This window comes from Olleya aquimaris (assembly GCF_003259525.1).
GTDB lineage: Bacteria > Bacteroidota > Bacteroidia > Flavobacteriales > Flavobacteriaceae > Olleya > Olleya aquimaris.
In genome coordinates, this window is the sequence record NZ_QLLO01000005.1 from 215,631 (window position 1) to 240,595 (window position 24,965).

Annotated in this window: 25 protein-coding genes; 15 read left to right on the plus strand and 10 right to left on the minus strand. The window is 32.8% G+C overall.

The window, feature by feature from the left end; all coding sequences use genetic code 11:
* Positions 1-34 precede the first annotated feature (34 nt).
* On the minus strand, positions 35-460 hold the full coding sequence (locus LY08_RS08900) for a GNAT family N-acetyltransferase (protein ID WP_111660104.1): 426 nt from the start codon (positions 458-460) through the stop codon (positions 35-37).
* 53 nt (positions 461-513) lie between these two features.
* On the opposite strand from LY08_RS08900, the gene LY08_RS08905 reads away from it, so the two are divergent.
* The 8 genes from LY08_RS08905 to LY08_RS08940 all read left to right on the plus strand — a co-directional run bounded on the left by LY08_RS08905 (position 514) and on the right by LY08_RS08940 (position 7,067).
* Entirely contained in the window at positions 514-1,455 is a 942-nt protein-coding gene (locus tag LY08_RS08905) for a GNAT family N-acetyltransferase (protein ID WP_111660105.1), read from the plus strand.
* On the plus strand, positions 1,452-2,180 hold the full coding sequence (locus LY08_RS08910; protein WP_111660106.1) for a M15 family metallopeptidase: 729 nt from the start codon (positions 1,452-1,454) through the stop codon (positions 2,178-2,180). The genes LY08_RS08905 and LY08_RS08910 overlap by 4 nt, the downstream gene beginning before the upstream one ends.
* Before the next feature lie 25 nt (positions 2,181-2,205).
* Positions 2,206-2,967 carry a M48 family metalloprotease gene (locus tag LY08_RS08915; RefSeq protein ID WP_111660107.1) on the plus strand — a complete coding sequence of 254 codons (762 nt, stop codon included), beginning with the start codon at positions 2,206-2,208 and terminating at the stop codon, positions 2,965-2,967.
* A 79-nt stretch (positions 2,968-3,046) separates the two neighbouring features.
* Positions 3,047-4,564 carry a 2,3-bisphosphoglycerate-independent phosphoglycerate mutase gene (gene gpmI / locus LY08_RS08920; protein WP_111660108.1) on the plus strand — a complete coding sequence of 506 codons (1,518 nt, stop codon included), beginning with the start codon at positions 3,047-3,049 and terminating at the stop codon, positions 4,562-4,564.
* A 34-nt stretch (positions 4,565-4,598) separates the two neighbouring features.
* A complete protein-coding gene (locus LY08_RS08925) occupies positions 4,599-5,000 on the plus strand; it encodes a BT0820 family HAD-type phosphatase (RefSeq protein ID WP_111660109.1) in 402 nt (133 codons plus the stop codon).
* A gap of 3 nt (positions 5,001-5,003) precedes the next feature.
* Positions 5,004-5,822: a type I methionyl aminopeptidase gene (gene map / locus LY08_RS08930; protein ID WP_111660110.1), complete on the plus strand. Its 819-nt coding sequence runs from the start codon at positions 5,004-5,006 to the stop codon at positions 5,820-5,822.
* 77 nt (positions 5,823-5,899) lie between these two features.
* Positions 5,900-6,274, plus strand: coding sequence for a GxxExxY protein (locus LY08_RS08935; RefSeq protein WP_111660111.1), 375 nt, complete (start codon positions 5,900-5,902; stop codon positions 6,272-6,274).
* 25 nt (positions 6,275-6,299) lie between these two features.
* On the plus strand, positions 6,300-7,067 hold the full coding sequence (locus tag LY08_RS08940; RefSeq protein ID WP_111660112.1) for a class I SAM-dependent methyltransferase: 768 nt from the start codon (positions 6,300-6,302) through the stop codon (positions 7,065-7,067).
* Between the two features lies 1 nt (position 7,068).
* On the opposite strand, the gene LY08_RS08945 is transcribed toward LY08_RS08940, so the two are convergent.
* Both LY08_RS08945 and LY08_RS08950 read right to left on the minus strand, forming a co-directional pair.
* Positions 7,069-8,049, minus strand: coding sequence for an FAD:protein FMN transferase (locus tag LY08_RS08945; protein ID WP_111660113.1), 981 nt, complete (start codon positions 8,047-8,049; stop codon positions 7,069-7,071).
* Position 8,050: 1 nt separating this feature from the next.
* Positions 8,051-8,428: a Na(+)-translocating NADH-quinone reductase subunit F gene (locus tag LY08_RS08950; RefSeq protein ID WP_111660114.1), complete on the minus strand. Its 378-nt coding sequence runs from the start codon at positions 8,426-8,428 to the stop codon at positions 8,051-8,053.
* 178 nt (positions 8,429-8,606) lie between these two features.
* Here LY08_RS08950 and LY08_RS08955 point away from each other — a divergent pair, with 178 nt between their 5' ends.
* Positions 8,607-9,068, plus strand: coding sequence for a Na(+)-translocating NADH-quinone reductase subunit F (locus LY08_RS08955; RefSeq protein WP_111660115.1), 462 nt, complete (start codon positions 8,607-8,609; stop codon positions 9,066-9,068).
* 66 nt (positions 9,069-9,134) lie between these two features.
* Here LY08_RS08955 and nqrF read toward each other — a convergent pair whose 3' ends face one another.
* The 6 genes from nqrF to LY08_RS08985 form a co-directional block, all read right to left on the minus strand.
* A complete protein-coding gene (gene nqrF, locus LY08_RS08960; protein ID WP_111660116.1) occupies positions 9,135-10,445 on the minus strand; it encodes an NADH:ubiquinone reductase (Na(+)-transporting) subunit F in 1,311 nt (436 codons plus the stop codon).
* A gap of 1 nt (position 10,446) precedes the next feature.
* Entirely contained in the window at positions 10,447-11,160 is a 714-nt protein-coding gene (gene nqrE, locus LY08_RS08965) for an NADH:ubiquinone reductase (Na(+)-transporting) subunit E (protein WP_111660117.1), read from the minus strand.
* 82 nt (positions 11,161-11,242) lie between these two features.
* Complete coding sequence (locus tag LY08_RS08970) at positions 11,243-11,887, minus strand: NADH:ubiquinone reductase (Na(+)-transporting) subunit D (protein WP_111660118.1); 645 nt, start codon at positions 11,885-11,887, stop codon at positions 11,243-11,245.
* A 2-nt stretch (positions 11,888-11,889) separates the two neighbouring features.
* Entirely contained in the window at positions 11,890-12,690 is an 801-nt protein-coding gene (locus tag LY08_RS08975; protein WP_111660119.1) for a Na(+)-translocating NADH-quinone reductase subunit C, read from the minus strand.
* A gap of 2 nt (positions 12,691-12,692) precedes the next feature.
* Positions 12,693-13,907 carry an NADH:ubiquinone reductase (Na(+)-transporting) subunit B gene (locus tag LY08_RS08980; RefSeq protein WP_111660120.1) on the minus strand — a complete coding sequence of 405 codons (1,215 nt, stop codon included), beginning with the start codon at positions 13,905-13,907 and terminating at the stop codon, positions 12,693-12,695.
* Positions 13,907-15,262 (minus strand): Na(+)-translocating NADH-quinone reductase subunit A, encoded by a 1,356-nt coding sequence (locus LY08_RS08985; protein ID WP_111660121.1) that lies wholly within the window; start codon positions 15,260-15,262, stop codon positions 13,907-13,909. Before LY08_RS08985 ends, LY08_RS08980 begins: the two co-directional genes overlap by 1 nt.
* 160 nt (positions 15,263-15,422) lie before the next feature.
* Between LY08_RS08985 and LY08_RS08990 the strand changes: the two genes are divergently transcribed.
* From LY08_RS08990 to pruA, 3 genes are all read left to right on the plus strand, one after another.
* Positions 15,423-16,673 carry a type IX secretion system plug protein gene (locus tag LY08_RS08990; RefSeq protein ID WP_111660122.1) on the plus strand — a complete coding sequence of 417 codons (1,251 nt, stop codon included), beginning with the start codon at positions 15,423-15,425 and terminating at the stop codon, positions 16,671-16,673.
* An 86-nt stretch (positions 16,674-16,759) separates the two neighbouring features.
* The gene (gene apaG, locus LY08_RS08995; RefSeq protein ID WP_111660123.1) at positions 16,760-17,146 is read left to right on the plus strand and encodes a Co2+/Mg2+ efflux protein ApaG; all 387 of its coding nucleotides are present in this window, start codon (positions 16,760-16,762) and stop codon (positions 17,144-17,146) included.
* Positions 17,147-17,295: 149 nt separating this feature from the next.
* A complete protein-coding gene (gene pruA / locus LY08_RS09000; RefSeq protein ID WP_111660124.1) occupies positions 17,296-18,924 on the plus strand; it encodes an L-glutamate gamma-semialdehyde dehydrogenase in 1,629 nt (542 codons plus the stop codon).
* Positions 18,925-18,998: 74 nt separating this feature from the next.
* On the opposite strand, the gene LY08_RS09005 is transcribed toward pruA, so the two are convergent.
* The gene (locus LY08_RS09005; RefSeq protein WP_158526731.1) at positions 18,999-20,054 is read right to left on the minus strand and encodes an Omp28-related outer membrane protein; all 1,056 of its coding nucleotides are present in this window, start codon (positions 20,052-20,054) and stop codon (positions 18,999-19,001) included.
* A 158-nt stretch (positions 20,055-20,212) separates the two neighbouring features.
* Between LY08_RS09005 and LY08_RS09010 the strand changes: the two genes are divergently transcribed.
* The 3 genes from LY08_RS09010 (at position 20,213) to LY08_RS09020 (ending at position 24,965) form a co-directional block, all read left to right on the plus strand.
* Complete coding sequence (locus tag LY08_RS09010; RefSeq protein WP_111660175.1) at positions 20,213-20,692, plus strand: TlpA family protein disulfide reductase; 480 nt, start codon at positions 20,213-20,215, stop codon at positions 20,690-20,692.
* Positions 20,693-20,710: 18 nt separating this feature from the next.
* Positions 20,711-22,507, plus strand: coding sequence for a DUF6029 family protein (locus LY08_RS09015; protein ID WP_111660126.1), 1,797 nt, complete (start codon positions 20,711-20,713; stop codon positions 22,505-22,507).
* A 100-nt stretch (positions 22,508-22,607) separates the two neighbouring features.
* On the plus strand, positions 22,608-24,965 hold the full coding sequence (locus tag LY08_RS09020) for a T9SS type A sorting domain-containing protein (RefSeq protein WP_111660127.1): 2,358 nt from the start codon (positions 22,608-22,610) through the stop codon (positions 24,963-24,965).

A 24,965-nucleotide genomic window follows, 5' to 3' on the forward strand; every position in this document is an offset into this window, starting at 1 on the left:
ATATAATAAGTATTATAGTTTTTACAACAAAAAATTAAAGTGTTTTATAAAAATGATACCCATAAATTTCATAACCTTCGTTATAATAAAATTTATGCGAAGGGTAATTTTGAACGTAAGTGTTTAATTCTGAAGTGATACACCCTTTGCTTTTAGCATAATCATACAACCATTTAAAAAACTGTTTCCCCAAACCTTTACTTTGGTAAGCTTCTTCTATATATACATGATCCACTTCCATACTTTTACCTGCATAGTGTCTAGTTTGAAACCACATCCCACAAATACCTATAAGTGTATCGCCATCAAACACACCAGCACATTCGTAGTTTTGTGTGATCATTTCTGCAAATCGCTCTTTTAAAATAGCATCAGAATTAGCATGATTAGTCAATTTTTGAACTAATGGTATGATAGAATTTATTTCTGTATTATCAATTATTTTAAAGCTAAATGACATTGCGTTAATTTTCAGTAAAATTAGTTAATTTTGAAATACTTCAAATAATTTAAATGAAAATCATTACTGAAACTGAAAGGTTGTATCTCAGAGAATTTATTCCCGAGGATGCCATTCATTTTTATCAAATAAATCTTGATGAAGATGTTATTAAATATACAGGTGATATAGCTTTTGAGTCTTTAACCGAAGCCAAAGAATTTTTATCATCTTACAACCAGTATCAACAACATAATATGGGACGATGGGCTGTTTGCGATAAACAAACAGATGATTTTTTAGGTTGGTGCGGATTAAAATACCATCCTAAAGATGACATAGTTGAAGTGGGTTACCGTTTTTATAAAAAATATTGGAATAAAGGCTACGCTACAGAAAGTGCTAAAGCAGCTATACATTATGGTTTTGAAACCTTAAAACTAAAAACCATATTTGCACATGCACACGTTAACAATGTAGCTTCACATAAAGTTATAGAAAAATGCGGATTACAATTTGTTGACCAAAATAATTACGATGGTATGCCAGCTAAACTCTACAAAATTGACAATCCAGATATAACAATTAAAGCCATTTCTGGTTCTGATACTATTCCTGTAAGACATGCAGTTTTAAGAAAAGGTAAACCAGTAGAAGCATGCCCAATTCCAGAAGATAATTTAGAAAGCACCTATCATTTTGGACTTTTTTATAAAGATAAACTAGTGGGTGTTTGTACGTTTGTAGCAGATCAATCTCCATATTTTGATGATGCAGTTCAGTACAGATTACGTGCAATGGGAGTTTTAGAAGAGTATCAAGGATATCATTTTGGAAAACACTTGTTAAACCATGGTGTTGCCTTTTTAAAAACCAAAAACATTGATAGATTATGGTTTAACGCCAGACTTATTGCTCTAAATTTTTATAAAAATAATGGGTTTACAACTATTGGCAATCAATTTGATATCCCTAAAGTAGGACCACATTATGTTATGCACAAAACTTTACAATGAAAAGAAAAAATCTAATACCATTTTTAACAGTTGCATTAATGATACTTGCAATCATTCCGCAATTAGCTTTTTATCAAGTCTCTATCTCTGCAGACGAGCTAATAGGTAAAGGGACACCTCAACTTTTTGGCGAACATTACAAGCTTAGAGAAGCTGCACATTTAGCCTTTAAAAAATTGCAAGCTTCAGCTGCAAAAGACGGAATAAGTATTGCTGCAGTTTCTAGTTACAGAGATTTTGACCATCAAAAACGTATTTGGGAACGCAAGTTTAAAAGCAACAAAGCAAAGGGATTATCAGATTCTACCAACATTAGAAAAATCATAGAATATTCAACCATTCCAGGTACTTCACGTCATCATTGGGGAACAGATATAGATATTTACCAAACCAATGTAAAGCAACCCAAACATGTGTTACAACCTCAAAATTATCATGGAAATGGCGCCTATTGTAAAATTAAAGAGTGGATGGATAAAAATGCAAATACTTATGGTTTTTATTTAGTTTATACAGATAATGCCAACAGAAAGGGGTTTAAATACGAACCTTGGCACTACAGTTACAAACCATTGTCCAAACCTTATTTAAAAGCTTACAGAGCACTTAATATTTCAAACATTTTAAATAACGAGGGTTTACTTGGTATAGATTCCTTTTCCCAAAGCTTTGTAAATCAATACATCAATCAAAATATTTTGGATATTAATCCAGAACTTTTGTAAATTGTTACTTTAAAATAAATGTTTAATGAGAAATTTAAGAGGACGCTTATTAATAGGATTATGTATCGCTGCTTTTTTTGGGTTTAAATATTGTAGCCAGCAACAAATCAATCCATATACAGGAAAAAAACAAGCTATTTCTATGACTCCAGATCAAGAAATACAAATGGGTTTACAAAGTCGAGATCAAATGGCTGCACAACATGGTGGTTTGTATCCTAATGAAAACTACCAAGCTTTAGTTGATAATGTTGGAAACAAACTAGTTAAAAACAGTATAGCTAGAGAAACCCCTTATAGATATGAGTTTCATTTACTTGCAGACCCAAATACTATTAATGCATTTGCGTTACCAGGTGGACAAATATTTATTACTTATGCTTTATTTTCTCAATTAGAAAACGAAGACCAATTGGCAGGAGTTTTGGGACATGAGATTGGTCATGTTTTAGGAAAACACAGTGCAGAACGTATAGCAAATTCCGAGCTTTGGCAAGGTCTGTCTACAGCAGGTTCTGTTGGAGGCGATTTTGGTGGAATAGTTAGTCAATACGGAATGTCAAAATTACTAAAAAACGGAAGAGGTGACGAGTTAGAAAGTGACGATTTAGGTGTCCGTTTTATGATTAGAGCTGGTTACAATCCTGAAGAAATGATTAAAGTCATGGAGATTTTAAAACAAGCTGCAGGACCAAATAGACAACCAGAATTTCAAAGCACACATCCAGATCCAGATAACCGTATTGAAAAAATTAGAGAGTCTATTAAAAAGTACACGCTTAACTAAAACGTTATCGTAAATAAGCTTTAAAGTCCTGCTAATGCAGGACTTTTCTATTTATATTTGTAGTATAATTTTATCAAAAATGAACAAAAAAGTAATCTTAATGATTTTGGATGGTTGGGGAAAATCTCCTGATCCTAAAGTCTCTGCAATAGATAATGCCAACACCCCTTTTATAGATAGTTTATACACTAAGTATCCTAATGCACAATTACGCACAGATGGTTTACATGTTGGCTTACCAGAAGGGCAAATGGGTAATAGCGAAGTTGGACACATGAATTTAGGTGCTGGACGTATTGTGTATCAAGATTTAGCCAAAATTAATTTAGCTGTAGAAAATAACACCTTAGCAAGTGAGCAAGTATTACAAGACGCTTTTAATTATGCTAAAGCAGAACATAAAGCGGTTCATTTTTTAGGATTAGTAAGTAATGGTGGTGTGCATTCGCATATTAACCATTTAAAAGGATTAATTACTGCAGCAGAAGTAGCTGGTGTTAAAAACAGTTATTTACATGCGTTTACAGATGGTCGTGACGTAGATCCAAAATCTGGAAAAGGATTTATAGCAGATATATTAGATTACACTAAAAACACAAACACACAAATAGCAAGTATAACAGGTCGATATTATGCTATGGATAGAGATAAACGCTGGGAACGTGTCAAGTTAGCTTATGATGCGTTAGTAAATGGCTTTGGTGAAAAGACAAAAGATATATTGGCTACTATTCAAAAAAACTATGATGCAGATATTACAGACGAATTTATAAAACCAATCATTAACACATCTGCTGAAGGATTGCCATTAGCGACTATCAAAGAGGATGATGTGGTTATCTTTTTTAACTTTAGAACAGATCGTGGTCGTGAGTTAACTGAAGCTTTATCGCAACAAGACTTCCATGAACAAAACATGCACAAGTTAAATTTACATTATGTGACTTTAACTAATTATGACGAAAATTATAAAGGCATTAACGTTGTTTTCAATAAAGATAATTTAACCGAAACCCTAGGAGAGGTATTAGAAAAAAATAATAAAACACAACTTAGAATTGCCGAAACAGAGAAATATCCACATGTAACATTTTTCTTTTCTGGTGGTCAAGAAGCACCCTTTAAAGGCGAAAGTCGTATTTTAAAAAACTCGCCTAAAGTGGCTACTTACGATTTAAAACCAGAAATGTCTGCATTTGAATTAACTGAAGCATTAGTCCCAGAATTAGAAAAAGAATCTAATGATTTTGTTTGTTTAAACTTTGCAAATGGTGATATGGTTGGTCATACAGGATCTATGGTCGCAGCAATCCAAGCATGTGAAGCTGTAGATAAATGTGTGGAACAAGTCGTAACTACTGCATTAAAACATGGTTACACAACCCTATTAATAGCAGATCACGGAAACTGTGAAACGATGATGAATCCTGATGGTTCACCACATACTGCACACACAACCAACCCTGTTCCTTTCATTTTAATTGACCAAGACTTAAAATCCATAAACAATGGTGTTTTAGGAGATATAGCACCTACCATATTAAAACTTATGGGAATTGAACAACCAAAAGCAATGACTTGTAAATCTTTAGTTTAAAATTGTACTTTTGTAATCGATTTTAATAGTACAAATGAATATTTCTAAAGGTTTAATTATTGCTGTAGATTTTGATGGTACCATCGTGGAAGATGCTTATCCAGGAATTGGAGAAGCACGTCTCTTTGCGTTTGAAACCCTTAAACGATTACAAGCAGACGGTCACAGACTAATACTTTGGACCTACAGACATGGTAAACGATTGGATGAAGCTGTTGCTTTTTGTAAGGATAATGGCATTAATTTTTATGCTGTCAATCAAAGTTTTCCTGAAGAAACCTTTAAAAATGATGTAAGTAGAAAAATCCATGCAGATTTATTTATTGACGATCGTAATATTGGTGGGATTTTAGGTTGGGGAGAAATCTACCAGATGTTAACCAACGAAACACCTCAACTACCAAAACCAAAGAAAAAGGGTTGGTTTAAATTTTAAGGAATGATTATAGTAAAAACAAAAGAAGAAATAGAATTAATGCGTGAAGCAGCATTAGTGGTTTCTAAAACATTAGGTGAAGTTGCAAAAGCAGTAAAACCTGGTGTAACTACATTACAATTAGATAAAATTGCAGAAGAACATATTAGAGATTTAGGAGCCATTCCAGGTTTTTTAGGACTTTATGATTTTCCTAATACACTATGCATGAGTCCAAACTCTCAAGTCGTTCATGGTATACCTAATAACACACCTTTAGAAGAAGGAGATATTATTTCTGTAGATTGTGGTGCGATATTAAATGGTTTTTATGGAGACCATGCTTATACTTTTGCTATAGGTGATATTGATCCAGAAACCGAAAAACTACTTCAAGTTACTAAAGAATCTTTATACGTAGGAATTAGAGAATTTAAGTTAGGAAATCGCGTTGGTGATGTTGGATATGCCATACAAAAATATTGCGAAGACCATGGTTATGGCGTAGTACGCGAATTAGTAGGTCATGGTATTGGAAAAAAAATGCATGAAGATCCAGAAATGCCAAACTACGGAAAACGTGGACGTGGTAAAAAATTTATTGAAGGAATGGTGGTAGCTATTGAACCTATGATAAATTTAGGAACACAACGCATTAAACAACATCGCGATGGTTGGACCATTACAACTTTAGATGGTAAACCTAGTGCACATTTTGAACATGATGTTGCTATTGTAGATGGAAAACCAGAATTATTGTCAACGTTTGCTTATATCTATGAAGCATTAGGTATTGAAAGTAACGAGGAGGATGAGTTTAGACAGAAAGCGTTAGTGTTGTAATATTTGACACTAATTTCACTAATTATCACTAATTTGCTTACTCATAACTTCTTACTTTACTGTTAAAACTTAAATTAATGTCAAGTCTTATTTATAAAGAAGATGCCTATAAAATAATTGGCATTTGTATGGAAGTACATCGAGAATTAGGTAAAGGATTTAGCGAAATGGTTTATGGTGATGCTTTAGAAATTGAATTTATTGATAATAACATTAAGTACTCCAGAGAGACTAAGTATGATATTACTTATAAAGGAAACTTACTGCCTCATAAATATAAAGCAGATTTTATTATTGATGATAAAATAGTACTTGAAATAAAAGCAATTAGTACTTTAACCGACTCTCATGTAAAACAAACGCTTAATTATTTAGCAGTATCTAAATTAAAACTTGGGTTGTTAATTAATTTTGGTGAAGACAGCTTAAAATATAAAAGAATCGTACTGTAATGATTCGTGAAAATTCGTGAAATTCGTGTTAAAGAAACTCTTCAAATTTATTCTAAACATCATCCCTAGACCTTTACTTATAAGGTTAAGTTATATTGTCAGACCAGTTTTAGCTTTCTTTTTAAAAGGAAATAAATTTACAGACCCGATAGATAATAAAAGTTTTAGAAGCTTTTTACCTTATGGTTATGGTAAACAACGTAATAATGTACTATCACCTTCCACTCTATCTTTAGAACGTCACAGACTGTTATGGTTGTATTTAAAAAATGAAACCGATTTCTTTTCAGCAGAAAAAAAAGTATTACATTTTGCTCCAGAACAGTGTTTTTTAAAACGTTTTAGAGCGTTAAACAATTTAGACTATACAACTACTGATTTATTATCTCCAATTGCTGACGTTAAAGCAGATATTTGTAACCTTCCGTTTGAAGACAATAGCTATGATATTATTTTATGTAATCATGTATTAGAGCATATTCCAGATGACACCAAAGCGATGCAAGAATTGTTTCGTGTGATGAAACCTGGAGGGTTTGGCGTCTTTCAAATTCCGCAAGACTTAAATCGAGAGACGACTTTTGAAGACAATTCTATTACTGACAAAAAAGAACGCGCAAAAATCTTTGGTCAATATGACCATGTACGTATTTATGGTCGTGATTATTTTGACAAGCTAAGAAGTATTGGTTTTAAAGTTGAAGAGGTTGATTATACAGCACAGCTTTCCGCAGAGGCGATAGAACAATATTGCTTAGCTAAAGGAGAGATTATTCCTGTAGTTTACAAATAAATTACTTAACAGGAAACTGATTTAAGTTTAATGTTTCTAGTTCTTGCTTATCATTTTCAAAAATTAAATACGCTTTCAATTCTGGATGAGTAGATAAAAAATAATCTACTTCTTCTATTCCCATAGCTTGAAAAGCGGTAGCATAACCATCTGCCATCATACAGGTTTCTGCAATTACAGAGACACTTAGTATATTGGTTTTTGTTGGAAATCCAGTTTTAGTATTGATGATGTGTGCGTATTTGTTTCCGTTTTCATCAATTTTAAACTTTCGATACGTACCTGAAGTCGCCATAGCTTCATCAGTTAGTACTATTAATTGATTAACGCTTTGAGAGCCATCAAAATTAGGGTTTTCAATACCAACAGTCCACCCTTTTTGTTTTTTTAGATTGATGCCTTTTGCACGTAACTCGCCACCAATATCAACAATGTAGTTTTTAATGTTTTTAGATTCTAAAAAATCGGCAATTACATCTACTCCATAGCCTTTTGCAATTGCATTAAAATCTATAAAGGTTTCTTTTGGTTTTTTAATAGTATCGTTTACTAAACCAACTCGGTTTAAACCAACACGCTTAATTAGGCTATCTACAGTAGCACTATCTAAAGCAGTTTTGTTTTCTTCAGAGCCAAAATTCCATGCATTTACCAGTCGTCCAATGGTTGGATCAAAAACACCTTCGGTTTCTCTATAGATTTGTTTAGCAGCTTTAAACACTGTTTTAAAATGATCATCTACTGTAACCTTTTCATTTCTATTTAATTTAGAAATATCAGAATTTACTTGATAATTGGACATGGATTTATTGATGACATAAAACAAACTATCAAATTGTTTAGCATAACTTTTTCCGTCATTATCATAATATTGAATACTAAATCCAGTACCAAAAACAGGTCCAGATACTTGCACTAACTGTGGTTCTTTTTTACAAGAAAAAAACAAACATAATAATACAACTACATAAATTCTTTTCATTTTAATTCAAGTTAGTTTCTATAAGTTGTATTCCGTTATATTCTATTAAATATTCTTCATTTAAATAAATGGGTAAGTCTTCGCCTTTTGGATTACCCAAACCAACACCAGCATATAATACTTTAGAGTTGTGTGCTCTGGCATGCTCTTTAAAAGACTCCATCCAAACAATATCATAATTATTGGCGTTTTCAGGAAGCATTACAGCTTTTACAATCACAAAAAAATACTGTTTGTTTTTGTCCATACAAACAAATTGTGGATGCTTTTTAAGTTTACTATTTACAGCAATAAACTCGAAGCCACGTTGCTCTAAATCTTTACCAACATGGTTCATAGCAAGGTTATGTAACTCTTGTTTTGTAAGGGGTTTACTCATAGTGCAAAAATAATACTTATTTCGCTTACGCGGAAAAAAAAGCCACTCTTCTACTTATTTAAACCTCACAAATTTAGAGTCAGAAAACAAAAGAGTGGCTTATATAAACAGTCAAGTTTTAAGAAAATTTTATTCACTAACCACAAGATTTTTAATATCTTAGGTAAAAAAGAAAGTCATGATACTTCCACCTCGTTTAGAAATTGCACTAAGCAAATTGTATAATGCATTCCACAATGACACGTTACATCCTGAATATTGCACAAAATGTGCAGTAGGAAATATATGTGATAATTTAGAGTTTTGGACACACCTTACAGATGCACATGGCTCTGTAAAACTAAACTATGTAGGGTTAGTCAATCAAAATTTTGGAAAACGTTTTTTTGGCTACACACCTTTAGAACTACTACATATTGAAGCAGCTTTTTTAAAAGGTTGTGGTTATGAGTTACCGTTAAACGGACAAAACAAAAAACCTGAAAACCCAAAAGATAAATCTATTTTGTTTGAAGGTTTGTGTGCTACTGTAAAGTTTTTATGTCAATTGGATTCTATCTCAAACGTCATGGATTACTCGAAACTATTTGAAATGGAAAACGATAAACCTCGATACCAATTACATGAAATATTAGTATAAAAAAACCCAATACAAAAGTATTGGGTTTTTTATATCTATTAAGAGATTCCTTTTTTTAAAGGAATTTTATCCTCCAAAGTCATCAAATCTGATGTGCTCATCCGGAATACCAAAATCCTCACCCATTTTCTGAACCGCTTGGTTCATTAATGGAGGTCCACAGAAATACAATTCTATATCTTCTGGAGACTCATGATGGTTTAAATAATTATCGATAACACAGTTGTGGATAAATCCAACAAAACCGTCTCCTTCTTCGTCATTAATATCTTTTTTAACTTTCCAGTTATCTTCTTCTAAAGGCTCAGAAAGTGCCATGTAGAATTTAAAGTTAGGGAAGTCTCTTTCTAACGATTTAAAGTGGTCAATATAAAATAACTCACGTTTAGAACGTCCACCATACCAATATGTTACTTTACGACCAGTTTTTAAGGTTTTAAATAAGTGGTATAAGTGAGAACGCATAGGTGCCATTCCTGCTCCACCACCAACGTATAACATTTCTGAATCACTCTCGTTAATAAAGAATTCTCCGTAAGGTCCAGAAATTACAACTTTATCTCCTGGTTTTTGAGCAAAAATATAAGAGGATGCTACTCCTGGATTTACATCCATCCATCCGTTTTTAGCACGATCCCATGGTGGAGTGGCAATACGTACGTTAAGCATAATTTCTCGACCTTCTGCTGGGTAAGAAGCCATAGAGTAGGCACGCTCAACAGTTTCATTATTTTTCATTACTAAAGGCCATAAACCAAACTTATCCCATTCGTTTTGAAACTTATCTGGAGTTTCATGCTCTTCTGGGTGAGCAGTAATGTCTATATCAGAATATTTAATCTCACATGGTGGAATTTCAATTTGAATATATCCACCAGCTTTGTAATTCATATCCTCAGGAATTTCAACCACAAACTCTTTAATAAAAGAAGCTACGTTGTAATTACGTACAACTACAGCATCCCATTTTTTAATTCCAAACACTTCCTCTGGAATGGTAATTTCCATGTCTTGCTTCACTTTAACTTGACAAGCTAGACGTGCTCCATGTTGAAGTTCTTTTCTTGAAAAGTGAGGTGTTTCAGTAGGTAAAGCTTCTCCTCCACCTTCTAATACGTGACACTCACATTGGATACACGTTCCACCTCCACCACAAGCTGATGGTAAAAATATTTTGTTACTCCCTAAAGTTGATAATAGCGTTCCACCTGATTCAACTTCTATTTCTTTTTCACCATTAATTTTAATTTTTACTGGACCAGATGGTGATAATTTTTGTTTTACAAAAAGTAGTAAGCTTACTAGTATTAATGTTATTAGTAAAAACGCTGCTACAGTTGCTAATACTGTTCCTAATGTTCCTGCTGCTAAAATCATATTACTCAATTACTTTAGTATTGTTAGCTAATTCTTTTTTATCCTCTACTTTAGTTTTAACCTCAGCTGTAGTTTCTTTTTTTGGTGCTTCTTCATCTCCACCAGTTAACATACCACCAAAACTTAAAAACCCAATACCCATTAAACCAGTAATAATAAATGTGATTCCTAAACCTCTTAAAGGTGCTGGAACATTACTATATCTAATTTTTTCACGAATAGCAGCAATTGCTAAAATGGCTAAAAACCAACCAATTCCTGAAGATATTCCGTAGTTTAATGCTAGTCCTAAAGTTTCGATCTCTCTAGATTGCATAAATAAACTACCTCCTAAAATGGCACAGTTTACAGCAATAAGTGGTAAGAAAATACCCAATGAGTTATATAAAGATGGTGAAAACTTCTCTACTACTATTTCTACCAATTGTACCATTGTTGCAATAGTTGCAATAAACATGATAAATGATAAGAAACTTAAGTCATAAGCAGCATATTCTGCACCTAACCAAGATAATGCGCCTGGTTGTAAAATATACTGGTCAAGCAACCAGTTTAAAGGTACTGTAATTGCTAATACAAATATTACTGCTGCTCCAAGTCCAACAGCTGTTGCAACTTTTTTAGATACTGCAAGGTAAGAGCACATTCCTAGGAATACAGCAAATACCATGTTGTCTATAAAAATCGATTTGAAAAATAATTCTAAATGTTCCATATTTTTTTAGTCTTCAGTCTTTAGTAATCAGTCTTCAGTTAGCATTTGACTGCATACTGTTAACTGCATACTGTTGACTTTTTTAGTCTTCGATTAATGCTTTGTTTCTACTACGTTGTACCCAAATAATTAGACCAACAATTATTAACGCCATAGGAGGCATTAACATAAATCCGTTATTCTCATAACCTATTGAATACACACCTGTTTTTTCTATTGGATCTCCAAGTACCGGAATACCAAATAAAGTTCCAGAACCTAACAGTTCTCTAAAAAAACCAACTATAATTAGGATTACTGCATAACCTAATGCGTTTCCAATTCCGTCAAGAAAAGAACGCCAAGGTCCATTACCTAAAGCAAAAGCTTCAAAACGTCCCATAATTATACAGTTGGTAATAATTAATCCAACAAAAACGGATAATGTTTTACTTAATTCGTAAGCAAATGCTTTTAACACCTGATCAACAATAATTACTAAAGCAGCAACTACAATTAATTGTACGATAATTCTAATTTTTGATGGGATAATGTTTCTCATTAAAGAGATTACCACATTTCCTATACCTAATACAAACAGTACTGCAATTCCCATTACCAACGACGCTTTTAATTCTGCGGTAATTGCTAAAGCAGAACAAATCCCTAATACTTGTATAGTAATTGGGTTGTTATCTGCTAATGGATCTGTTATTAACTTTGCGTCTTTTTTTGAAAGTAGTCCCATAATTAATTGCTAGCTTGTTTGTTTAAGTTTTCAAAATAAGGTTGATATAACTTCAAGTCATTTTTTATCATTGCAGAAACACCATCTCCTGTGATAGTTGCACCTGCTAATGCATCAACTTCATAATCGTCTTTAATTTCGTTTTTAGGATCGTTATTTCCTTTTGCTACAGTAATCCCTTTAAATACACCAGCTTCTGTTAATAAGCGCTCGCCATAAAAGTCATCCATAAAGTAACGTTGCTTGATGTTGGCTCCTAGACCAGGAGTTTCTCCTGCGTGGTCAAAAAACGTTCCTCTTACAATCATGTCTTCATCTAAAGCTACATATCCCCAAATCGCATCCCAAAGTCCTTTACCTCTAATAGGTGCTACATAATAAGTTTTACCTTCGCTTTCTCCAACAAATAGCGGTAATAAACGAGATTTACCAGCTTTTGCGTTTGCTTGTTGTTTTTTTACATCAATTAAGTAAGGCTCTTGCTTATATTGGTCCATGTACTCTTGTCTGTTCATGGTTTTAATGATAGCACCATCTTTATATTCTAACACTAATTGTTCTTTGATGTTAGTTTTAAAAGCTTCAGCTACTTTATCTGTAGATACAAAAGTGATATCTCCAGTTCCTTCGTTACCATTAATTCCTAAAGCATACAAAATATTTTGTTGCTTTTCCATTCTTCTGTTTTCAGCAATATTAGGCTTTAATGACGATGCTGTAAAAGCTAATAAAGATCCAACAACTAATACCATTGCTACTGCAAATATTACGGTATATGAATTTTTGTCTGTATTGATTGCCATAATTATGCTGTTTTAACTTTTAAACGTTTCATTCTGCGTTTTACGTTTCCTTGTATTACGTAATGGTCAATAGTTGGTGCAAAGACATTCATTAATAAAATGGCTAAAAATACACCCTCTGGGTAAGCAGGATTAAACACACGAATCATAATAGAAATGAATCCGATTAAAAATCCGTAAATCCATTTACCTTTATTTGTTTGTGATGCGGTTACTGGGTCTGTTGCCATATATACTGCACCAAATAAAATACTTCCTATAATTAAATGTTGCCAGAATGGTACATTCATTAAACCGTAAAACTTGCTTGATTCTCCTATCCAGCCTGCATCAACCACACCATTAAAAATTAATCCCATGGTTAAAGCTCCGATTAATGTTGATACTATAATTCTCCAGCTTCCTACTTTAGTAAAGATTAAGAATAAAGCTCCTATTATAATAAGTAGTTTTGAAGTTTCGCCAACAGAACCTGGTATATAACCAAAGAACATATCCATGTAATCAATTCCTGCTAAACTACTGTTTTGTGCATAGGCACCAAGAATAGTTTCACCAGAAATAGCATCTGCTGTACCAGCACGTTCTACTGCTTCATGTACCCACACTTTATCACCTGACATCCATGTAGGATATGCAAAGAATAAGAAAGCACGAATTGTAAGTGCAGGATTTAAGATATTCATTCCTGTACCACCAAACACTTCTTTTCCAATAACTACTCCAAAAATTACTGCTACAGCTAACATCCATAATGGTATATCTACTGGTACAATTAATGGTACTAGCATACCAGTTACTAAGTAACCTTCTTCTACTTCGTGACCTTTAATTACTGCAAAAATAAATTCTACAATCAGTCCAACTCCGTAGGAAACAATAACTAATGGTAACACAGTCCATGCACCAACAACAAAGTTGTCCCATGTTAAAAAGTTGCCAAATAAAGAAGCTTCTCTAATGACACCTGCTGCTGCATCTACAGCTGCATAATGTTGGTAACCAGCATTAAAAATACCAAAAATTAAACATGGTACTAAAGCCATGATTACGGTATTCATGGTACGTTTTAAATCGTCTGCTGCCTTAATGTGTGTTCCACCATGAGTGGTTTCATTTGGCAAGTATAAAAAAGTATGAATGGCGTTAAACGCTGGAGCCATTTTGGTTCCTTTATACTTTTCTTTTAAATTATGTAAATTACTTTTTAAGCCCATTATCCTATCTCTTTAAGCATTAAGTCTAATCCTTCTCTAATAATTTTTTGATGTGGTTGTTTAGATACACATACAAATTCTGTTAAAGCAAAATCTTCTGGTGCAACTTCATACATTCCTAAAGCTTCCATTTCGTCTAAATCTTTATACATGCAAGCTTTTAAAATTTGCATTGGATAAATGTCTAACGGGAATACTTCCTCATAAGTCCCAGTTGTTACAAATGCACGATGCTCTCCGTTTGTATTAGTATTTAAATCAAACTTTTTATTTGGTGTTAACCATGAAAAAGTTAAAGCTCTAGACGTTGACACCTTATTAAATACAGGTTTATTCCATCCAAAAAACTCGTAATCATCTCCTTCTGGAATAACAGTAATAGTATTGCTGTAATAATCTAAATAACCATCTGGTTTTACTTGTTTTCCTGTAAGGACATTTCCAGAAATAATACGGTCGTTACCATCTTTATCCACACCATTATCATACACCATAGTTGCTATTTCGCTTCCTAATTTGGTTTTAAAATAACGTGGTTTTTTAACTGAAGATCCAACTAAAGCTACGATACGCTCTGCATTAAATTTTCCGGTTAATAATAATTCTCCAATAATAACAAGGTCTTGTGCATTAACTGTCCAAACAACTTCTCCTTTATTTACTGGATCTATTTTATTGATTTGTGTACCAACATTTCCTGATGGATGTGGACCAGATACGTTATGTAACGTGATATCTGATAAACCTGCTAAAGGCGAGTTCCCATTTTTACCAACGCTTACATGTACAAGACCTGCTGTTAATTTACTAAGCGCTGTTACTGCAGCTTGAAGCTCTGCCTCTTTACCTTGTAACACATAGTCTAAATCTGCAGCAAGAGGTGCACTTGCATAAGCCGAAATAAAAATAGCCTTAGGTTGACCTTCAGGGTTTGCAATCACATCGTAAGGACGTTGCTTTATAAAAGCCCAACATCCAGATTCTAGTAATCGTGCTTTAATGTCTTCAGCTTTAGCTGAAGTAACATCTAACTTACCAAAATCGTGATACGACTGCTCTTTGTCTGCTTGAATTTTTACTGAAAGAATTCTTCTTTTTTCACCACGCGCTATTTCAATAATCTCTCCAGAAACAGGAGACACAAATTTTACAGCTTCATTAGACTTATCGTAAAACACAGGTTGACCTGCTTTTACTTTTTCGCCTTCTTTTGCTGCTAATTTTGGAATAACTTGATGAAAATCTTCAGGTCTTATTGAATAAAAATTGCTAATTATAGCATTTTCGGTCACCTTATCGGCTTCTCCTACTAATTTTATATCCAGACCTTTTTTTATCTTAATGTCGTTTGACATATTATAAATCTATTGGTTAATAGTTATACTGATTGTGATTTTTTAAGGAAATAAAAATCCGTGCAAATTTAAGAATAAATAGATAATAAATTCACAAATAACACAGAAAAACTTTTGGGCACAGATTTTGTTTATCTTTGTTTTATAAATCCGCTTGTAAATGCTTAAAAACGTTAAACACTTTTTTTTATTCTTTTTTATTTCTTCATTGTGTTTTTCTCAAGTTGAAGAAATTAATCCACCAGATTATATTAAAACTATTTATTTTAATGGTGGCACATCAGAGAGTCAATTACCCATAATCCCTTTAGGCCAACCATTAATTCTAGAATTTGACGCTTTAAATGGTGATGAAGAAGATTATTATTACGAAATCAAGCACTATAACTTTGACTGGACTCCTTCCATTTTAGTAGAATCTGAATACCTTGAAGGTTTTGATGAGCAACGCATTAGAAACTATCAAAACTCGTTTAACACACTACAGACGTTTTCGCATTACAGACTAACTATTCCTAATCAGTTTACAAAAAGCATTAAGATTACTGGAAATTATATGATTACCATCTATGACGATTATGATGACATTATTTTTAGTAGAAAATTTATGGTTTACGAGCAACAAGCAAATGTAGGTGTGCAAATAAGACGCTCTAGAGATGTTGAAAAAATTGACGAAAAACAATCTGTAGATATTACAATTAACTCTGGACAGATTCAGTTTGTAAATCCAAAAGAAACTGTTAAAACGGTTATAATTCAGAACAATAATTTAAAAACTGCCATCACCAACTTAAAGCCACAATATATTTTGGGTAACGAATTGAGTTACAGATACAATAAAGCCTCAAGTTTTTATGGAGGTAATGAATTTTTAAGTTTTGAAAACAAAGAAATTCGGGCAGCTAATAATGGAGTACAATTTATTAGACTAGAAGACCTATACCAAACTTATCTATACACTAATTTACCGCGTTTTAATCGCGAATACACCTATAATCCAGACATTAACGGAAACTTTTTTATCACTGCTCTAAACGTTGACAAACCAGAAACAGAAGCAGATTACGCTTGGGTACATTTTGCATTGGAATACCCAAAACTTGAAGAAGGCCAATCCATACACGTTTATGGTAACTTCAATAATTATGCAATTGAAGAACAAACCAAACTAGAGTATTATGAAGATGAAGGCATTTATAGCACTGCTATATTACTAAAACAAGGATTTTATAATTACAAATATGTAATTGTGGACAAAAACGGAACTGTAAACGAGCATAAAATAGGAGGTAGTTTTTGGCAAACAGAAAACAATTACAAAGTTTTAGTATATTATAGAGAATTAGGAGCTAGATATGATAAAATTATCGGTTTAGGAGAGATAAACTCGGTTGGAATCACTAACTAAACGTTAAAATATACGTTACAACCCTAAAATTGTGCGTTATAATAAGATATTTTATTATTTTTACAACGAGCAACGCGCTTTAACACATGGTACAACAGGTTACAAGAGGCATAAAAATTTCGGTGGAAACCAATTTTGAAGGTACATTTTATAAAAACTATAAAATTAACTTTGCATTTGGTTACAAGATTACTATCGAAAATCAAAGCAAAGACTCCGTTCAGCTTAATGCTAGACACTGGACTATTTTTGATGCTTTAAACCATAAAGAAATTGTTGCTGGCGAAGGTGTTATTGGCAAAAAACCAGTATTAAAACCAGGCGAGTCTCACACGTATTCTTCAGGTTGTTTATTAACTTCTCCTTTTGGAGCTATGAAAGGTTACTACAGTATGGTAAACTTTACAACTACTAAAAAGTTTAATGTTACCATTCCTACATTTAAATTAAGCGCACCTTTTGCACTTAACTAATTTCTAATCGTTCTTTTTATTTGTTTTTACATAAGCTAAATGTAGTTTGTGCTTTTATTCTATTTTACAAATTCACAGTAACTTATAACCCAACAAAAAATCGTAACTTTGTGCTTTAAATTTTTTAAACTACAAACACAATAACAATCATGGGAAAAGGATTTTTCAATGTACCAATTGCTGTTAACGAACCTGTAAAAAGTTACGCACCAGGTTCTCCAGAACGAGCAGCAGTTTTAGAAGCATATAAGACAATGTTTAACAGCAAAATTGATGTACCAATGTACATTAATGGACAAGATGTTACTACTGGAAACACCAGAACAATGTCTCCACCACATGATCATAAACATATCGTTGGTACGTACCATTTAGCTGAAAAAAAACATGTAGACGAAGCTATTGCTACTGCATTAGACGCTAGAACTGCATGGGCAGACACACCTTGGGAACATAGAGCTGGAATCTTTTTAAAAGCTGCCGAGCTTATTGCAGGACCATACAGAGCAAAAATTAATGCTGCAACAATGATTGCACAATCTAAAACTGTACATCAAGCAGAAATTGATGCAGCTTGCGAGCTGATAGACTTTTTACGTTTTAACGTACAATACATGACAGATATTTATCATGAGCAACCAGAAAGTACAAGCGATGCTTGGAACCGTTTAGAATACAGACCTCTAGAAGGATTTGTATATGCGGTTACACCATTTAACTTTACAGCTATTGCTGGAAACCTTCCTGCATGTATGGCATTAATGGGTAACGTTGTGGTATGGAAACCAAGCGATTCGCAAATCTATTCTGCAAAAGTCATAATGGATGTATTTAAAGAAGCTGGTGTGCCTGATGGAGTAATTAATGTGGTTTTTGGTGATCCAGTTATGATTACAGATACTGTTTTAGCTAGTCCAGATTTTTCAGGATTACATTTTACAGGTTCAACATTTATTTTTAAAGAATTATGGAAAAAAATTGGTAACAATATCCATAATTATAAAACCTATCCAAAAATTGTTGGAGAAACAGGTGGAAAAGACTTTATTGTTGCACATAAAACCGCTCATCCAAAACAAGTGGCTACCGCAATTGTAAGAGGTGCATTTGAGTTTCAAGGTCAAAAATGTAGTGCAGCATCTAGAGCTTACATTTCTAAAAGTATTTGGAACAAGGTTAAGCAATACGTTATTGAAGATGTAAAATCTTTTAAAATGGGTTCTCCAGAAGATTTAAGCAACTTTATTACTGCTGTTATCCATGAAGGCTCTTTTGATAAATTAGCCAAATATATTGATCAAGCTAAAGCTGATAATAATGTAGAGGTTATTGTTGGAGGTAACTATGATAAAAGCAAAGGTTACTTTATAGAACCAACAGTTTTAGTAACAGAAGACCCAAAATACACAACCATGTGTGAAGAGTTATTTGGTCCAGTTATTACAATTTATGTCTTTGAAGACGATAAGTATTCTGAAACATTAAAATTAGTAGATCAAACTAGTGACTACGCCTTAACAGGAGCCATTTTAGCACAAGATAGATATGCTGTTATAGAAGCCACTAAAGCTTTACAAAATTGCGCTGGAAACTTCTATATTAATGATAAACCAACTGGAGCAGTTGTTGGACAACAACCGTTTGGAGGTGCCAGAGCATCTGGAACCAATGATAAAGCTGGTAGTGCCTTAAACTTATTACGTTGGGTATCTCCTAGAATGATTAAAGAGACCTTTGTAACACCAACAGATTACAGATACCCTTTTTTAGGAGAATAGATACATATTCTTTTTAAACACAAAAAAACGCGAACCAAATGGTTCGCGTTTTTTTATTATATATAAACTAAAGCTTAGTCGAAATCTTTATACTCTCCTAAATTAGCTTTTTGTACGTTTTGTATCTTATTATCAGCACCTACCACAAAAGCAACAATTTCTAATTTATCAGAATCTTGTACACTTGAAGGTAAATCCATAGTTAAATTAGCAGTATAGGTATTACCAGATTTAGTTTGGCCTGAAGGTATCACATCACCCATAACATCTGTAAACACTTCTCTAGCAACATGGTCATGTACAAATCCTTGAATTGGATTTCCTGTTTGATACCATGGACTTGACCCATCATTATTATAATAATTAACTTGAGGATAAACTAATCCGTTTTCTAATAAATACACTACTAAACGTTGTGAGTTATTCTCATCAATATCATAATGCACTTTAACTTCAGCAGAAATAGTATTACCTGCAATAGATGAATTTATGGCTAATCCCATTTTCTGTCTAAAGTCTAAATAAGAAATTGGCTGACTAGTAGATTCGTTCCAAGAAATGGTTCTGTTTACTTTTCCTGTTGGAAAACCAGTAACTCCAAATGTGTTTTCCATTTGGTTAGCATAAGGAAAAAGCATTTCATTATCGTCATGTATTGCAACCGGAATAACATTAGCATTTAAATTAACAGTATTTTCTAAAGCAGTTGCTAATCGTGGACAATAACCACACCAAGTTCCAGTATAATCTTCAACCATTACCTTGGTAGTGTGAGTTGGTAATATTGCTTCTACTGTAATTGTATTAGATTGTAACTCACCTTTTGTTGCATAAATTGTAAAAGATCCTGTAGCTGGGAAAGTATATACGTTTGATCCAATTGCTGTACCATTAACAAAAATAGTAGATTGACTAGTTACATCTGCATCATTATTATTACTAACCCAAAACGCAACAGCGCTATCTTTAAATGTTTTATCATATGCTGTAGAAATGGTAATTGCTGTTTCTACTCCTCCTGGATCAACTTGTCCTCCACTTGATGGTTCGTCCTCAGATTTACTACAAGAGAACGCAAAAACCACAAAGGTTACTAATACTAATTCTTTTACAATGTTTTTAATTTTCATTTTGGTATGTGTTTTGATAATTACGTAATAAAATAGCCAATACATTGCTATTTTTTTTAATAAGTTGGCAATTTATAATTTATTTTTTAAAACATTCCTCAAAAAAATTACTAATTTTAACCAATATTAACATTTTAACATTTTACAATTCACTTATAATGAAACACTTCCTTTACCTATTAGTCTTCGCTTTTAGTTTTAACGTAATAGCTCAAGACACCTTACCTACTAGCGAAATTAAAACTCTTGATGGTGAAACTACTACACTAAAAACTATTGCAGAGGATAACGATTTAATTGTAGTCTCATTATGGGCTACTTGGTGTGTGCCATGTAAAAATGAGTTGGATGCTATTAGCGAAGTCTATAATGATTGGCAAGACGAAACTAGCGTTAAACTATATGCTATCTCTGTGGACGATTCTAGAACTGTTAGCAGAGTTAAACCATTAGTAAATGGTAAAGATTGGGATTTTACTATTTTATTAGACACTAATAACGACTTAAAAAGAGAATTAGGCGCTGCAACTGTACCACTTACCTTATTAATTAAGAATGGAAAAATTGTTTACAGACATTCTGGATATACTCCAGGTTCTGAAGATGATTTGTATGATGAAATCAAAAAACATTCTTAAACCACCAACCAACTAAACATGAAAAAAATTGCAATTTTTATTGTGCTAATACTTCCTATAATAAGTTTAGCGCAAGACACAGATAATGAGGATTCATCTGTAGTCAAAGACTTTTTTAATAATCTGTCAGGAAGTCTTGAAACCAATGCACAATGGTACGTCAACGATTCTGAGTTAGGAGAATTTGAAGATCCTCTAGCCGAATTTGATTTAAAAAATGAACACGTTAGAGTCAATAGTTATTTACGTTTAGATTATAGTTTTTTAGATAATTTTACTGTAGGTCTACAGGCGGAAAGTTATGAACCGCTTCCACTAATTAACTACTATCCAGAATATAATGATACTAGAATTGCAACTTACTATGCCAATTTTAGAAATAAAACATTAGACATTACAGCAGGTTACTTCTATGAGCAATTTGGTAATGGCTTATTATTACGTGCTTTTGAAGAAAGACAATTAGGATTAAATACAGCGTTAAGAGGTGGACGTATTAAATACACACCGACTAATTATTTAAACATCACTGGTCTATACGGACAACAACGTGTTGGTTTTGATGTATCCGAAAGCGATATTTTTGGATTTGACACTAACTTAGATTTAAAACAAGTTTTAAATATTAATAGTCTAAGTAGTCTTAATCTTGGATTAAGCTATGTTGGTAAAAAAGAAGATTTTACTCCACCAGTAGATGAGTTTGATCCTAATAACACCTTTGACACGACAGATTTTCCAGAGATGATTAACTCCTATTCGTTTAGGTTAGATGCAGATTTTGGGAATATATATTTTAAATCAGAATATGCTTTAAAAGGCGAAGATGTTGCTTTTATACCTCCTGCACTACCTGGAAATGGTGTTATTGAGGGTAAATATTTTACAGGAAACGCACTATTATTCTCTTTAGGATATACCAAAAAAGGATTAGGTGTTATTTCTACATTCAGACGTATGGAAAATATGTTATTTACCGCAGAACGTAATGCAATGGATATTGGATCATTAGAGTTTCAGTTTAACATGCAAAACATGAATTATCTACCAACATTGACTAAACAACAAGATTATGCATTAGCAAATATTTATATCTACAATGCACAACCTGGACTGTTTTTACAAAATTTTGGTGGTCAAGCGGGTGAAATTGGTAATACTTTAGATGTCTTTTATAAATTTAAAAAAGGAACTGCTTTAGGTGGTGAATACGGAACAAAAGTAACAGCAAATTTTGCATATTGGGCACTTTTAGATGCAGAATTTAACCAATCTGAATCTACTTATAAAGCTGAGTTTTTAAAATTTGGTAACCGATTGAATAGAGATTTCAATTTTGAAATAAGAAAAAAACACTCTAAAAATTGGTCGTCTATATTTACTTATATTAATAGTATAGTAGACAAAGGGGTTGCTTTAGGTGGCTCTTTGGGTGTAGATGGCGATATTAAATCTCAAGTTGTAATTGCAGATGTGACCCACAAATTAGGTAATGGAAAATCTGTAAGAGTCGAAGGTCAACACCTATGGACAAAACAAGATAGAAAAAATTGGGTTGGTGGAACTGTAGAGTTTATTGCTAACAGAAATTTAGCATTTTACGTTACAGATATCTACGATTATGGTAACGACAACGAGTTTAGTACCGAAACCAAAGCACATTATTACAACGTTGGAGGAAGTTTTACAAAAGGCGCAACACGTATAGCTTTAAATTACGGAAGACAGCGTGGCGGACTACTTTGTGTTGGTGGAGTTTGTAGAATTGTACCAGAAAACACAGGGTTAACTTTAAATCTAAGTACCGCTTTCTAAAAAGTTACTACACATATTTTAAAAAGACCTGAAAATATATTATCAGGTTTTTTTATTTCTGTTTTTGTATATTTAAAAATCATACAAAACCAACCACTTTATGAAAGCTAAACTTTTGCTATTAAGTTTTTTGTTCATTTCAATAACAGTAATTTCTCAGAATAAAAAGCTTCAACAATTAGATCGGTCTCAAATAGAAACTTCTATTTTAATTCCTACCTCTACAATTTTTAATATTGAAGACTTTCAAGATAATACCAACAGTGTTTATTCTTTTAAACAAGCCTATAAACTATTAGGTCAAAACGATTTTAAAAACAGATTAAACAACCCTATTACTATTGATGCCAAAGCAGCTATAAATCATCAAGTCATTCCTATTGCAATATTGCATGCAGACTATCAAACTATTGTTCCAGAAGCGTTTACAGATGGTCGATTAAGTTTAGATGACAATCAAAACCTAATTAATGTTACTGGCTCAAATTCTGTATACAGAAAAAATACCATCTCTATTAGCGCACCATTAATTGCAAATCATAAAGGGTTAACTAATCAATTTATTATTAAAGAGCGCGACATATATAATACTACAAATCAGGTCATTTCTAAAATTGAAATAGATTTTGATGACACTCTTGGATTTAGAGCAGTAAACATCAATACACCAATTACTGTGACTTATACCAAAGCTGGAAACAAAGTTTTAAAATCTAGAATAACATTGTCTAATCAAGAAGTTTTTAAAAGTAAGTCAACACTAAATATAAATTATTCTGCAGAAGATTTAAACGCTAATTTTAACAGAGCTGTATTGACGTTTAACTCTACTATCGCACCAAATTTAACACCTTACGGAGTTGCCAACGATATTGGAACAGGAGAATATGATGTCTTTTTAAGTAGCGATAACATATTAGATAAACCCATTTTTGTGATAGATGGTTTTGATCCTGGAGACACCAGAGATGTTTTAAGTATTTACAACTTATTAAATTTTGAGGATAACGGAACCCTCTTAAATCTTGGTGACCAAATGAGAACAGAAGGTTTTGATATTGTAGTTTTAAACTTTCCTGTGTACACTAGAGCTTCAGACAATGTTGTTGTAGATGGAGGTGCAGATTTTATTGAACGTAACGCCATGCTATTAGTAGAATTAATTAATTTAATTAACGCTCAAAAAATAGGTACAGAACAGAATGTAATTATTGGACCTAGTATGGGTGGATTAATCTCTAGGTATGCGTTAAATTATATGGAAAATCAAAACATAGATCATGACACACGCTTGTGGATTAGTTTTGACTCGCCACACCAAGGTGCTAACGTACCTATTGGGTTCCAGCATTTATTTAATTACATGGCATTTGGATTGGATTTAGGCGGATTAGGTGGAGACCAAAGTATTGTAGCTGTGCAACCCTTAATTAATGATTTTTTAAAATCTGCAGCAGCTAGACAAATGCTAACCGATCAGTTTGAGCCTCATTTAGCCAGTGGTAGTAACGTCGATTTTGATTCTGCACTAACCTTACCTATTGCACATCCTTATCACAATTTATTTTTTAGCGGTTTAAATGGTTTGACTACTTCTGGATTTCCAGAAAATGTAAGAAAGGTAAGCATGATTAATGGTAGTGGAATTAACGCCAGATACCCTGATAAACTTAACAATCCGGTTTTACCAAACAGACAAATACTTGATGTGACTATACCAGATGTGGCATTTCAGACAGATGCAACATTTAGATCTAGATTTACTCCTTATGCTGGAAACACCAATCAAATTAGCTATTTATTTATTGACGCTCCGTTTATTTGTTTTTGTGATTTAACTGCTAGTGCCAACGGAGAAGCATTTAGCTATACAGATGGTATTGATGCTGCTTCTGGTGGTTTATTTGATCTTGGAGCATTATCTGGTGGCTTTGGAACAGACCCACTTATTAATACCTTTTTTAACGCTCTACAAATAGACTATTTTAACTTTATACCAAGTGTAAGCAGTATGGCGTTAGAGATTACTAATAATGAAGTAGATTGGTTTCATACACCTACAAACGTAATGACTGCAAGAGCTGTAAATGATTTAACACCCTTTGACAATTGGTATATGCCAGATGCTAACCAATCACATGTGACATTAACACCTCAAAATGTTGCTTTTGCCATTAGCGAAATTATGCCTACTACATTAAGTACTAATACTATTGAAAGTAACTCCATAAGTATTATTAAAAATCCTGTTAAAAACTACATTGCAATTAGTAGTGACGTCACTATAAGTGATGCTTCATTAAAAATAACTGATATTACAGGAAAGTTAATTTATAACGTTACAACCACTTTAGATAACAACACACAAGTCCCAATACAGCTAGCAAGTGGATTATATGTTTTATCTATTGAAGATACTAACAATACACTATCACAATTTAAAATTGTAGTCGAATAG